At 44.5% G+C, this 12278-nt stretch carries 12 protein-coding genes; 11 read left to right on the forward strand and 1 reads right to left on the reverse strand.

Annotated features, from left to right (window positions below):
* The first annotated feature begins 160 nt into the window (after window positions 1-160).
* Genes CEF21_RS12090 through CEF21_RS12100 form a run of 3 tightly spaced genes read left to right on the forward strand, consistent with a single transcriptional unit; the run spans window position 161 to window position 3196 of the window.
* The gene (locus tag CEF21_RS12090; protein WP_241156665.1) at window positions 161-1429 is read left to right on the forward strand and encodes an ABC transporter substrate-binding protein; all 1269 of its coding nucleotides are present in this window, start codon (window positions 161-163) and stop codon (window positions 1427-1429) included.
* Complete coding sequence (locus CEF21_RS12095; RefSeq protein ID WP_346773352.1) at window positions 1374-2381, forward strand: carbohydrate ABC transporter permease; 1008 nt, start codon at window positions 1374-1376, stop codon at window positions 2379-2381. The genes CEF21_RS12090 and CEF21_RS12095 overlap by 56 nt, the downstream gene beginning before the upstream one ends.
* Window positions 2378-3196, forward strand: coding sequence for a carbohydrate ABC transporter permease (locus CEF21_RS12100; protein ID WP_123916686.1), 819 nt, complete (start codon window positions 2378-2380; stop codon window positions 3194-3196). The genes CEF21_RS12095 and CEF21_RS12100 overlap by 4 nt, the downstream gene beginning before the upstream one ends.
* A gap of 373 nt (window positions 3197-3569) precedes the next feature.
* Here the strand turns inward: CEF21_RS12100 and CEF21_RS12105 are convergent, their stop codons facing one another.
* A complete protein-coding gene (locus CEF21_RS12105) occupies window positions 3570-4193 on the reverse strand; it encodes a trimeric intracellular cation channel family protein (RefSeq protein WP_123916688.1) in 624 nt (207 codons plus the stop codon).
* Window positions 4194-4331: 138 nt separating this feature from the next.
* Between CEF21_RS12105 and hflX the strand changes: the two genes are divergently transcribed.
* From hflX to CEF21_RS12145, 8 genes are all read left to right on the forward strand, one after another.
* The gene (gene hflX, locus CEF21_RS12110) at window positions 4332-5606 is read left to right on the forward strand and encodes a GTPase HflX (protein WP_123916690.1); all 1275 of its coding nucleotides are present in this window, start codon (window positions 4332-4334) and stop codon (window positions 5604-5606) included.
* The gene (locus CEF21_RS12115; RefSeq protein ID WP_123916692.1) at window positions 5606-6874 is read left to right on the forward strand and encodes a methionine gamma-lyase family protein; all 1269 of its coding nucleotides are present in this window, start codon (window positions 5606-5608) and stop codon (window positions 6872-6874) included. Before hflX ends, CEF21_RS12115 begins: the two co-directional genes overlap by 1 nt.
* A 161-nt stretch (window positions 6875-7035) precedes the next feature.
* Entirely contained in the window at window positions 7036-7437 is a 402-nt protein-coding gene (locus CEF21_RS12120) for a MerR family transcriptional regulator (protein ID WP_123916694.1), read from the forward strand.
* Window positions 7438-7496: 59 nt separating this feature from the next.
* Window positions 7497-8831: a type I glutamate--ammonia ligase gene (gene glnA / locus CEF21_RS12125; protein WP_123916696.1), complete on the forward strand. Its 1335-nt coding sequence runs from the start codon at window positions 7497-7499 to the stop codon at window positions 8829-8831.
* A 423-nt stretch (window positions 8832-9254) separates the two neighbouring features.
* The gene (locus CEF21_RS12130) at window positions 9255-10283 is read left to right on the forward strand and encodes a Gfo/Idh/MocA family protein (protein ID WP_123916698.1); all 1029 of its coding nucleotides are present in this window, start codon (window positions 9255-9257) and stop codon (window positions 10281-10283) included.
* A 350-nt stretch (window positions 10284-10633) separates the two neighbouring features.
* Window positions 10634-11074, forward strand: a complete 441-nt coding sequence (locus CEF21_RS12135; RefSeq protein WP_123916700.1) for a MarR family winged helix-turn-helix transcriptional regulator — start codon at window positions 10634-10636, stop codon at window positions 11072-11074.
* Window positions 11075-11117: 43 nt separating this feature from the next.
* Window positions 11118-11747: a nitroreductase family protein gene (locus CEF21_RS12140; protein WP_123916702.1), complete on the forward strand. Its 630-nt coding sequence runs from the start codon at window positions 11118-11120 to the stop codon at window positions 11745-11747.
* A 47-nt stretch (window positions 11748-11794) separates the two neighbouring features.
* On the forward strand, window positions 11795-12091 hold the full coding sequence (locus CEF21_RS12145) for a putative quinol monooxygenase (protein WP_123916704.1): 297 nt from the start codon (window positions 11795-11797) through the stop codon (window positions 12089-12091).
* Window positions 12092-12278: the final 187 nt, after the last annotated feature.

Raw genomic sequence — 12278 nt, forward strand, 5'->3', positions numbered from 1 at the left:
GTAAGGCAGATTCTCTATTCGAAAAAGAGAAAAACAGCAAAAAATGCATAATTATAGGTTTTTTTGGCGGAAAAAGGGGGTATATGTCTAAAGGGTATGTATGCAAACTTCTTACGCCCAATGAAGTCAGAATCTTTAAAAAAGAATAGGAGGGAGCTCTTTGAAGAAGAGATACTGGGGCAGCGCAGCGAAAATCATCTTAATTGCACTCATGCTCTCACTTGCAGGATGCAGCCAGTCAGGCAGCGGAAAAGTAAAGCTGGACTTTATGTGGTTCTCGGATGGCGGAGAAGGCGAAGTCATGAAAGAAATCATTGAGAAATACGAAAAAGATCATCCGAAAATCGATATCAATTTGGTGGAAATCGCATTTAAAGATGTAAAAACCAAACTTAAGACAACGATTGCCGGCGGAAAGCCCCCGGCCCTGGTAAGGATAAATGATACATATGAATTTGCGGATTACGCCATTGATTTAACGGAGTATGTGGGCAGTCAGGAGAAGTTCACCAGCCAGTTTGAAGATTCCATTAAACCTTTTTATGTGATTGGCGGGAAAATTATTGCCGCTCCAATGGATATCACCGCCAACGGCATGTATTACAATAAGGATCTGTTTAAAAAAGCCGGAGTAAAAGTGCCTCAGTCACCGGATGAGATCTGGACGTGGGACGAGTTTACCGCCGCTTTAAAAAAGGTCAAAGAAAAAGGGGATGCCCGTTACCCGATGGTGTGGGATTCATCTGGCCACCGCTGGTCCACGATGCTTTATGAGTATGGAGGCAGCCTTTTTAATAAAGATTTAACGAAGGCAAACGTAAACAGCCCCCAGGCAGTCCGTGCGCTTACAGAATTTAAGAAAATGCACCAGGAAGGCCTGCTTCCGGATTCGGTCTGGCTCGGAGGCGAAAATCCGAATAATCTTTTCCGCTCCGGCACCGTTGGCGTTCATTTAGCGGGAAACTGGATGATGGGAAGCTATAAAGATATTACCCACTTTAATTGGGGGGTAACCTACTTGCCGAAAGAAGCTGCCCGATCTTCAGTTCCCGGCGGAAAATATGTAATGGGATTAAAAAATACAGGTGTTGAAAAAGAAACGGCGGACTTTATTAAATATCTGTCAACGAAAGAAGTAAATGCTGAGTATATCGAAAAGTCTTTGTTCCTGAGTGCCAGAAAAGATAACAAAAACCTGAATTATCCAATGGATGATCATATGTTTGATGTCTTTACGGACGAATTTAAACACACGTCGCCGCAGGCTGCGAAAGACTGGTCTTACCAGCAGGTCATGGCCAAAAATGCCGGCGATCTGACGACGGGGATCGCGAAGGCGCTAAAAGGGGAATCCACTCCTCAAGAGGCTCTCGATGAAGTGGCTGAAATATTCGACGGCACGATTGAACTTAACAAAAAGCAGCCGTAAAGGAGAGTGGAAGGATATGGTGGTTGAAAAATCAAAGGCGATGCCTGCAGTGTCAAATAAATTACATGTTCAGTCGATGAAAAAAGATCTTAGAAGAAGAAAGATGGCTCCTTATCTTTTTGTCCTTCCCAACCTGTTAATTTTCTTAATATTCATTATTATTCCGGCATTAATGGGCCTTGTTTACTCATTCACAAGTTTTAACGGTGTATCCAATATGACATTTGTCGGACTGGACAATTATATTAAGCTCTTAAATAACCCTGAATTCTGGAAAATCATGCTGAACACGCTGATGTACACCGTTCTCGTTGTACCGCTCGTTTTCGCCATTTCACTCGGTGTGGCCATCCTGATGATTAAGGATATCAAAGCGAGAGGCCTTTTCAGGGCCATCATTTTCTGGCCGACGATGATTTCATTTATTATTGTCGGTTTATCCTGGAAATGGATTTTTGGAGACAGCTTCGGGGTGATCACCTATCTGCTGGAAGCATGGGGATTGCCGCCTGTTAAATGGCTGTCGGATCCGGCCATTGCGAAAATCACCATTGTGATCGCTACAGTCTGGGCTCGTGTCGGGTTTTTTATGGTCATTTTTATTGCCGGCCTGCAGAGCATTCCCGCCTCTTATTATGAGGCGGCCCAAATTGACGGAGCGAACAGATGGAAGACGTTCTGGAAGATTACCCTTCCGCTGCTCAAGCCGACAAGTCTTTTAGTATTCATGCTGCTGATTGTAGAATCCGTAAAGGCTTATCCGCTTATATTCTCGCTTACAGGCGGAGGACCTGCGAAAGAAACCACACTGATTGTGCAGTATATATTTGAATTTGGATTTACCAAAAGCGAGGTCGGGTATGCAAGTGCGATGTCCGTTGTCCTGTTCTTAATGATAGGACTGTTTACGTTTATTCAGTTTAAGTGGGCGAATGGAGGGAAAATCGATTGACACAGAAAGCTGGCTTTTTCACCTATTTTGTATTGATCCTCCTTGCGCTGCTTTTTATCGCGCCGGTCTTATGGATTTTTCTTTCTTCTATAAAAGGGCCGATTGATCTTTATTCATGGCCGCCGAAATTCCTGCCGGAGTCTTTATCGTTTGAAAATTTCACAGCAGCGTTCAGCAAAGGGAATTTTGGGCTTTATTTTTTCAACAGCGCCGTTGTAGCTGTTTCAGCAACTCTTTTAACCCTGCTCATTAATACGATGGCAGGATACGCTCTTTCGAAATTCCGTTTTAAAGGCGACACGCTAATTCTGTTTTTATTCCTTTCAACCTTAATGATTCCGATTGAAGTAATTATGACCCCTATTTTTACGGTCATCAGTAAGCTTGGATTATATAACAACCTGCTCGGGCTGATTATCCCGCCTGCTGCCACTCCGATGGGAGTATTTCTCATGAGACAGTATTTGCTGACGGTGCCGGATGACTTGCTTGAGGCTGCCAGAATGGACGGGGCAAGCGAGTGGAGGATTTTCTGGACGATTATTGTCCCGATAGCCAAACCGGTCATTGCGGTTCTGACCATCTTTTCCTTTATGTGGAGATGGGATGACTTTATCTGGCCGCTGATCGTAATCAGCGACCCATCCAAATATACGATCCAGCTTGCTTTGGCAAATTTCATCGGAGAGTTCAGGGTGGACTGGGGAAGCCTGCTTGCGATGTCTGTAGTCACCATGATTCCGATTCTGATCGTTTTCCTGATTTTCCAGAAGCAGTTTATAAAAGGGATGGCAACTTCCGGAATGAAAGATTAATGGATGCCGATCGGAACAAAAAGAGAGAAAATAAGAGGCTGGGACAAAAGGTTTTCGGCTAATTAAAAAACCGAACGATTATTTGAATCTCTGGTATAGAGGTTCGTAATCGTTCGGTTTTATTGTTTTTCATGCTTCATTCAAAAGCACTGTTAAACTTGGCTGTTGATTTCCGCTACAGTCGTTCGCTTTCCGCGGGGCGGGCGGTGAGCCTCCTCCTGGCTTCGCCACTGCGGGGTCTCACCTGTCCCGCTGCTCCCGCAGGAGTCTCACGCCTTCCGCTCCAATCAACAGGTGTGAAAAATCACCAACATAGCCTTTTCAAAAGACTGTTCGGCTCTAGGACAACAATTTTAGTTATGTCCCAACCTCTTTACTGCTCCAAATATTCTCGATCTTTGTACATGCTCCTACTGGGCAGCTTCCAGTGAAAGGTGTAGGAAAAAATCCGAAGGAGCGTAATCAGTATAAAAAGGGCATACAGTTCAAACGGGGATTTTGCCCAGCCGAGCCCGATTGCAAAACCGCCGATAATGGCCCAGGCTGCATATATTTCCGCCCGCAAAACGAGCGGCTTCCTCCTGGCCAGCATATCCCGGACAATTCCTCCGCCGCTCCCGGTCAAAACCGCGGCGACAACGACCGCGCTCATCGGGTGTTCCATGTTAGATGCATACAAGGCGCCCTGAATAGCAAAAGCAGACAGGCCGATCGCATCCGTGAAGTTCCCCCACCGATTCCAGTGCTTCATAAGGAGCTGGGGAAACAGAAAAACGAGGGTGATGGAAAAGAGAGCGATTTGAAAATAAAGCCCTTGTTCCCAAAGGGCGGAAACCGGTACGCCTATCAGAAGATTGCGGATGGCACCGCCTCCGAAAGCTGTCACAATTCCTAATATATATACGCCAAGAATATCGTATTCTTCCTCCATGGCTACAATTGCGCCGCTGATGGCGAAGGCAACTGTGCCGATGATGCTTAATACTTCCCAAGTCATAGCCTATCCCCTTTAAACAAAGTACAACCGTATAGATTTTAGACGGAGTTTCCTTTAAAATCAATGATTTTTTTCCTAAAGCATGAAAAAATGGTATGATAGATTTTATCATTACTATTGAAAAGGCAGGAATGCATATTGAACGATCTTTCTCAGACACAGCCCGAACAGGCAGTCATTGTCGGATGTCAGCTTCCATTCGTCAGCGACGAACAATTTCATTATTCCATGGAAGAATTGAAATCGCTCATTAAGACAGCCAATGGAGAAACACTTACTTCCGTCACTCAAAAAAGAGACCGGCTTCATCCGGCTACGTGTATTGGCAAGGGAAAGCTGGAAGAATTAAAAAACCTGACTGAAGAATTAGAACCGGATGTGGTCATTTTCAACGGGGAGCTGTCCCCCAGTCAAATCAGAAATCTTCATAGAGAATTGGATGTTAAGGTTATTGACCGCACCCAGCTGATTCTTGATATTTTTGCGCAGCGCGCGCAGACACGGGAAGGAAAGCTTCAGGTTGAACTGGCCCAGCTGGACTATTTATTGCCCCGTCTATCCGGTCAAGGGATTCACCTGTCCAGACAGGGCGGGGGAATCGGCACAAGGGGGCCGGGTGAGACCCAGCTTGAATCAGACCGAAGGCACATCAACCGGAGAATGGTCGAGATCAAACAGCAGCTGAAAACAGTCATTAGCCACAGAGCCCGTTACCGTGACCGCCGCAAGCGGAACCAGGCTTTTCAAATTGCTCTTGTCGGCTATACGAATGCCGGAAAATCAACATTGTTCAACCGGCTGACGGAATCCGACAGCTTTGAAGAAAACCTGCTTTTTGCAACGCTTGATCCAATGACAAGAAAAACAGGACTTCCAAGCGGATACCAGGCGCTGTTAACCGATACGGTTGGATTTATTCAGGATCTGCCCACCACGCTCGTTGCGGCATTCCGTTCCACGTTGGAAGAAGCAAAAGAAGCCGATTTGATTTTGCATGTGGTGGATACGTCAAGTGAAGATAGCCGGAATCATGAAAAAACCGTATTCCGTCTTCTTGATGAATTGGAAGCGAGTTCCATTCCGAGATTAACGATATACAACAAACAAGACAAAATGCTTCCCGAATTTACACCAAACACAGCAGACCCGTATATTATTTTAAGCGCCCTGAATCCAGAAGATTTAGAAAAGCTGAAAGTGAAAATGGAGGCACAGGTTAAGAAAGAAATGGTGCCATATTCACTAGAGCTCGGGCCCGGTGAAGGAAGGCTGATCTCCCAGCTGAAACGGGATACGATTGTCGACTCGTTTATATATAACGAAGAAAAAGAAGTATATGCAATTAAAGGATACGCCCAGGAAGGCGACTCCAAACTCCCATCAAAAGAACGGACAAATGAGGATGAATGGTAATGCTTAAACAGTTAAAACATGGCCTCAAGCTCGAAAAGCTTGTAAAAGAAACAGAAAATCAGATTGCTGCGCTTCATAAGCAAATTGATGAAAGAATTGAAAGTAATCAATACAGGGTTTTGCAAAGCTATCAGTCACACAGAGTCAGCGATTCGCATTTTAACCCATCCACAGGTTACGGCTATGATGACATTGGCCGGGATACCCTTGAAAACATTTATGCGGATGTGTTCGGCGGGGAGGCAGCACTCGTGCGTCCTCAAATCATATCCGGAACCCATGCAATTTCCATTGCCCTATTTGGGGTCCTCCGGCCGGGTGATGAGCTCATTTATATGACCGGAAAACCGTATGATACGCTTGAAGAGATTGTAGGAATCAGAGGGAAAGGCACCGGCTCTCTTAAAGAATTCGGCATTCATTATCAAACGGTCGATTTGCAGGCGGATGGGAAACCGGATTTTAAAGCATTAAAAGAAGCGATCACCGGTAAAACGAAAATGATCGGAATCCAGAGATCCAAAGGGTATGCAAGCCGTCCATCGTTTACTATTGCTGAAATACGCGAGATGATTGAATTTGTAAAAGGCATCAATCCCGATCTGATTGTCTTCGTTGATAATTGCTACGGGGAGTTTATTGAAGAGCTTGAGCCCTGCCACGCCGGAGCGGATTTAATGGCGGGTTCCCTTATCAAAAACCCCGGAGGAGGCCTTGCGAAGACAGGAGGGTATATAACAGGGAAAAAACACCTTGTGGAAGCTTGTTCTTACCGAATGACTTCACCTGGAATCGGGGCAGAGGCGGGAGCTTCCCTTTATAGCCTCCAGGAAATGTACCAAGGTTTCTTCCTTGCCCCGCATGTAGCGGGACAGGCATTAAAAGGGGCGGTATTTACAGCGGCGATTCTGCAGAAAGCGGGACTGAAAACATCTCCTTCCTGGGATGCCGTCAGGACGGATTTGATACAGTCTGTCCAATTTGATGATCCTGACCGGATGATTGCATTCTGCCAGGCAATTCAATTTGCTTCTCCAATTAATTCCCATGTGACCCCTTATCCAAGTTATATGCCCGGCTATGAAGATGATGTCATTATGGCAGCAGGTACATTTATTCAGGGAGCAAGCATAGAATTATCGGCAGACGGGCCGCTTAGAGCGCCTTATACAGCATACGTTCAGGGCGGATTAACCTATTCTCATGTCAAAATAGCGATTTGTTCGGCTTTGGATTTTCTTTTAGAGAAGGAATTACTTACTTTGTAAAGAGCGGATTTCCCGCTCTTTTTTCATTTTTTTATAATAAATCCTATAAATGGAAGTTATATAGGATAAAAGAATTTTAATGTTAGATTTCCTTACATTAACTTGACACATAATATCACATTGCATATAATAACATTATGATTTGATAAGGAGGAAATGCAATGGGTGATATGATTAGACGCTCAATGCCTTTGTTTCCTATAGGGATTGTCATGCAGCTGACGGAATTGTCTGCAAGACAGATCCGTTACTATGAGGAGCATGAATTAATTTTCCCTGCCCGCACAGAAGGGAATCGCCGTCTGTTTTCGTTTAATGATGTCGATCAGCTTTTAGAGATTAAAAGTTTGATTGAACAGCGCGTAAATCTTGCGGGAATTAAACAGATTTTTTCAAGAAAAGAAGCAGCGGCTGCACCGCTTGCAGAGCCTGCCGCGAAGGCAGAAAAGCCTGACCTGACAGATGAAGAGCTGAGGAAACTCCTGAAGGCTGAGATGGCCCAGGGAGGAAACTTTCACAGACCCACTCTCCGCCAGGGGGATATGTCCAGGTTTTTTCATTAATAAGTGAGCACCATTAAATTGTTTAAATAAATCTGCTACCGAATTGGGAGGAAATGATTATGTCAAAGTATACCAAGGAAGACATCGTAAGCTTAGTAAGCGAAAACAACGTAAAGTATATCCGCCTTCAATTCACGGATATTCTGGGCACCATTAAAAACGTAGAAATTCCGGCAAGCCAGCTGGAAAAAGCGCTTGACAACAAAATGATGTTTGATGGATCTTCTATTGAAGGATTCGTGCGCATCGAAGAATCCGATATGTACCTTTACCCGGATCTTGATACATTCGTCATTTTCCCGTGGACTTCTGAAAAGGGGAAAGTTGCCCGCTTTATCTGTGATATTTATAACCCGGATGGCACTCCATTCGATGGAGATCCGCGTGCAAACCTGAAGCGGATTCTAGGGGAAATGGAAGAGCTTGGATTTACGGATTTCAACCTTGGGCCTGAGCCGGAATTTTTCCTCTTCAAACTGGATGAAAAAGGAGAACCGACCCTTGAGCTGAACGATAAAGGCGGATACTTCGACCTTGCTCCAACAGATCTTGGCGAGAACTGCCGCCGCGATATCGTGCTTGAACTTGAGGAAATGGGCTTTGAAATTGAAGCTTCCCACCACGAAGTAGCACCTGGGCAGCACGAAATCGACTTTAAATATGCAAGTGCTGTAAAAGCATGTGATGATATTCAAACGTTCAAACTGGTCGTAAAAACAATTGCCCGCAAACATGGTTTGCATGCGACCTTCATGCCTAAGCCGCTATTCGGTGTGAACGGCTCTGGAATGCACTGCAACCTTTCTCTTTTCAAAGAAGGAAAGAACGCATTCTTTGATGAGAACGGAGATTTGCAATTGAGCGAAACGGCCCGTCAATTTATCGCGGGAATCATCAAGCATGCACCGAACTTTACAGCTGTCACAAACCCGACTGTGAACTCATACAAGCGTCTTGTACCTGGTTATGAAGCGCCTTGTTACGTTGCATGGTCTGCTAGGAACCGCAGTCCGCTGATTCGTATTCCGGCATCCCGCGGCATCTCTACCCGTGTAGAAGTGCGCAGTGTCGATCCGGCTGCTAATCCGTATCTTGCGATGGCCGTTCTTTTGGCAGCAGGTCTGGACGGAATTAAAAACAGCCTGACTCCGCCAAAACCGATTGACCGCAACATCTATGTCATGAATAAAGAAGAGCGCCTTGAAAACGGCATTGTGGATCTTCCTTCCACACTGGCTGGAGCGCTTGAAAACCTTAAATCCGACGAAACCATCGTGAATGCTCTCGGAAGCCACTTGTTTGAACATTTCATCGAGGCAAAAGAAATCGAATGGGATATGTTCCGCACACAAGTTCATCCTTGGGAACGCGAACAATATATGAGCATGTATTAAAATCCAGCCCCCTATCTCTGATATGGGGGGCTTTTTTTGCTTCGTTAAAATAGATGCTGATGCGGCAAATCACCGGATCATTGAAAGGAAGAGATGAGACCAAGGCGGAATGCCACAGCCTGCCCGCCGTTCGCAGCGCAAATCTACATCCTCTTATATAGAGCTTTTATTTTAGAGAAGACAGTTCAAGTTTATCCAGGGAATGGTGGATGGTGCTCGCACATAGTAAATGGAGTTGCTGAATAGCAGAAAGGATCGCTGTTCGATTGTTTGAAATATTTAGATCTTTATAAGATAATAAGCAGGACGGCCAGCTCTATATTTTTACAAGAGAAGAGACAGGAACAAAGGGCTCTTTTGCCGTGGATCAGACAAATGAGAAAGTGAAGCAGCGTCAATACAACAAATGCGGGAGTGAAAGAAATGCTGAATGTTGCAGTGCTGAGCAGATGGCACGTACATGCTGATGATTATGTGAAAGAGGCATTGGATAACGAAAATATTTCAATTAAAATGGTGTGGGATGAATTAGAGGAAAGAGGAAACAAATGGGCGGCAGAGCTTGGTGTGCCGTATGAAGCAGATCTGTTTTCTGTTCTTAAGAACCGGGACATTGATGCCGTGATTGTTTGTACTCCGACAAATATGCATAAAGAAGTCATTCTTGCTGCAGCGGAATATGGCAAACACATTTTTTCTGAAAAAGTGTTAGCGCTTTCTCTTCGGGATTGTGAAGAAATCTGGGATGCTGCAGAAAAAGCAAATGTAAAACTGATGGTGTCGCTTCCGAGACTGTCAGCCGATTATTTCTTATATGCAGAAGAGGCAGTCAAAAAAGGCTGGCTTGGACGATTAACATCCATCCGATGCAGACTGGCCCACGACGGAGCCATCTCCATACCCGGAAAAGAAACCGGCTGGCTGCCCCCGCATTTCTTCAATGAAGAACAGTGCGGCGGAGGAGCGCTGATCGATCTTGGCGCACACCCGATTTATTTGACAAACCGTTTAGCCGGAAACGCGGTTTCGGTTTCTGCAAGGCTTCAGCATACCTTTGGCCTTGGAGTGGATGATAATGCTGTCGTGACGGTCGAGTATGAATCAGGGGCACTCGGAGTCCTTGAGACAGGGTTTATTTCGGCGGAAAGCCCTTTTCAGCTTGAACTGTATGGAACAGAAGGGGCCCTTCTCATTGAAAATAACAAGATCCGGATTAATAGTTCCTTCTTTAGAAGAGGGGAGTGGATCACACCTGAAGAGCTTCCCGAACCCCTCCCTATGCCGATGGAACAATGGGTCATGGATATCCAGGGAAAGGGTCGTCCGGAAATTACGAAAAACGATGTGTTTAACTTAACCTTGATGAACGAAGCAGCAGCCGTTTCAAACAAGGAAGCGAGAGCAGTTCTCTTACAAGAAGTAAAAGATACGGTACGCCAGGCAAATAGGTAATAGACAGGGGCGGCCCGGTCTCATTTAAAAGTACATGGCGAAAAAGCTCCGTAAAAATGGGTGAATGGAAGTGGATAGCTTGGAGGGGAAAGGTCCCTACTTAGAACAGTGGGACAGACCAGACCCTCCAGGCTTATTAGGCAAAAGGATCCTTAACCTCGCTTAAACACAAGGATGCCAGCATCCGAATTGAATGATTTGACACAGAAAGACAAATGATCTAATATAATTGATAGCTCAATAGTTGACCAATCAAATGTTTAAACTTTTCTATTCAGGTGAAAGATAGAAGGTTATACATCCTTATATAATTGATAGGTCAATTATATGCTTGGCTTAAAAGGAGGGGGATGCATTTGTCCAATTTGCGTGCCGAAGATGAAGAAATTGTTTTCCGATTATATGAAATCAACAAACGGACAAATCCGAAATTTGAAGCATGTACCGGAGTCAGCCAATCCCGTTTAGAGCTTTTGCTGAAGCTGTACGAGACAGAAGAAATTAATCAAAGCACGCTGCAGAAAAAGGTAAATATAGATCATGCTGCTGTAACGAGGCATTTGAAGCAGCTTGAAGAAAAAGGAGTCATCATCCGCCGTAAAAATCCCGAAGACAACCGTTTCACATATGTTCGTCTGACGGAGGAAGGCCGGGAAAAAATCGCTGCGTACAAAGAAGAAAAACAGCGCTTTGTTTCCGATGTCCTGCAGGGTTTTAACGCGGAGGAACGTACTCTTCTTCTAAAAATGCTTGCCCGCATTCAAGAAAATGTCGGGAATATGGCATACTAACATTTTAAAATCACCTAGATCTCGCATAAAGGAGAAATGAATCATGACGAAAATAAATGACTTTAATGAAATTATTACTGGACGCCGTTCAATCCGGAACTATGACCCGGCTGTAAAAATCAGCCGTGAAGAAATGACAGAAATTCTGAAGGAAGCGACGCTTGCCCCTTCTTCTGTTAATATGCAGCCATGGCGGTTTATGGTAGTCGATACGGAGGAAGGCAAGAAAAAACTGGCTCCTTTAGTGAAGTTTAATCAAATTCAAAATGAAACATCCGCTGCTATGATTGCCGTATTTGCCGATATGAAGAGCGATGAATATATGGAAGAAATATATAATAAAGCAGTTGAAGAAGGCTATATGCCTGCTGAGGTAAGAGACAGACAAGTGACACAGCTTAAAGGATTTTTTGAAGCAAGTTCTTATGAATCATTAAAAGAAATGAACTTGATTGACTCCGGACTTGTTTCCATGCAGCTTATGCTTGCTGCACGTGCCCACGGGTATGATACGAATCCAATCGGCGGATATGAGAAAGACCAAATTGCGGACGTATTCGGCCTGGACAAAGAGCGTTATTACCCGGTTATGCTTCTTTCCATCGGGAAAGCTGCCGATCAAGGTTATCAATCCGTTCGGCTTCCAATTGAAAAAATCACCGAGTGGAGATAAGCTTCACAGCCAAATAAAAATCCAAAAAACGAAAAGAGGACATAAAAATGATTATTACACATGCAGGATTTCAAGTAAGACAGGACAAAGAAGCAGCATTTCTTGAAGAAATTCAAACATTGATTCAAGCTTCCCAGGCAGAAGCAGGATGCATTTCCTACCGGTTGATGAAAAACCTGGACCAGGACCTTGCGTACACAATGGTTGAAGTGTGGGAAGACATGGCGGCCGTGAAGAGTCATGGCGAAAGCGAACATTTCGTCGCCTTTATCGGAAAAGCAAAAGAATATTTAGCAGCACCTCTTGATGTAAAAAGCTACGATGGAACAGCTTTAGAACGCTGAGCCTGAGCAAAAAAGCCCCGGATGCCGATGGTATCCGGGGCTTTTCCTTTATACCTCCATACCGTTTGACTATTCAGTAAGGGAATGGTAGTTTTTTTAAAAGGTCTTTATTAAAAATCTCTATCATTCCGATTAATGAAAATTATTTTACTAATGAATCAATTTTCAGTAAAATTAAAAAAGATGT

It is taken from the genome of Bacillus sp. FJAT-42376 (genome assembly GCF_003816055.1).
Taxonomy (GTDB): domain Bacteria; phylum Bacillota; class Bacilli; order Bacillales; family Bacillaceae; genus Metabacillus_B.

Bases quoted from the DNA above. Each gene is read 5' to 3' on its own strand.
- CEF21_RS12140 (WP_123916702.1), top strand. From the start codon at position 11,118: ATGACGAAAATAAATGACTTTAATGAAATTATTACTGGACGCCGTTCA.
- CEF21_RS12130 (WP_123916698.1), top strand. From the start codon at position 9,255: ATGCTGAATGTTGCAGTGCTGAGCAGATGGCACGTACATGCTGATGAT.
- CEF21_RS12095 (WP_346773352.1), top strand. From the start codon at position 1,374: ATGAAGTGGCTGAAATATTCGACGGCACGATTGAACTTAACAAAAAGC.
- CEF21_RS12120 (WP_123916694.1), top strand. From the start codon at position 7,036: ATGGGTGATATGATTAGACGCTCAATGCCTTTGTTTCCTATAGGGATT.
- CEF21_RS12135 (WP_123916700.1), top strand. From the start codon at position 10,634: ATGCATTTGTCCAATTTGCGTGCCGAAGATGAAGAAATTGTTTTCCGA.
- CEF21_RS12145 (WP_123916704.1), top strand. From the start codon at position 11,795: ATGATTATTACACATGCAGGATTTCAAGTAAGACAGGACAAAGAAGCA.
- CEF21_RS12115 (WP_123916692.1), top strand. From the start codon at position 5,606: ATGCTTAAACAGTTAAAACATGGCCTCAAGCTCGAAAAGCTTGTAAAA.
- glnA (WP_123916696.1), top strand. From the start codon at position 7,497: ATGTCAAAGTATACCAAGGAAGACATCGTAAGCTTAGTAAGCGAAAAC.
- CEF21_RS12105 (WP_123916688.1), bottom strand. From the start codon at position 4,193: ATGACTTGGGAAGTATTAAGCATCATCGGCACAGTTGCCTTCGCCATC.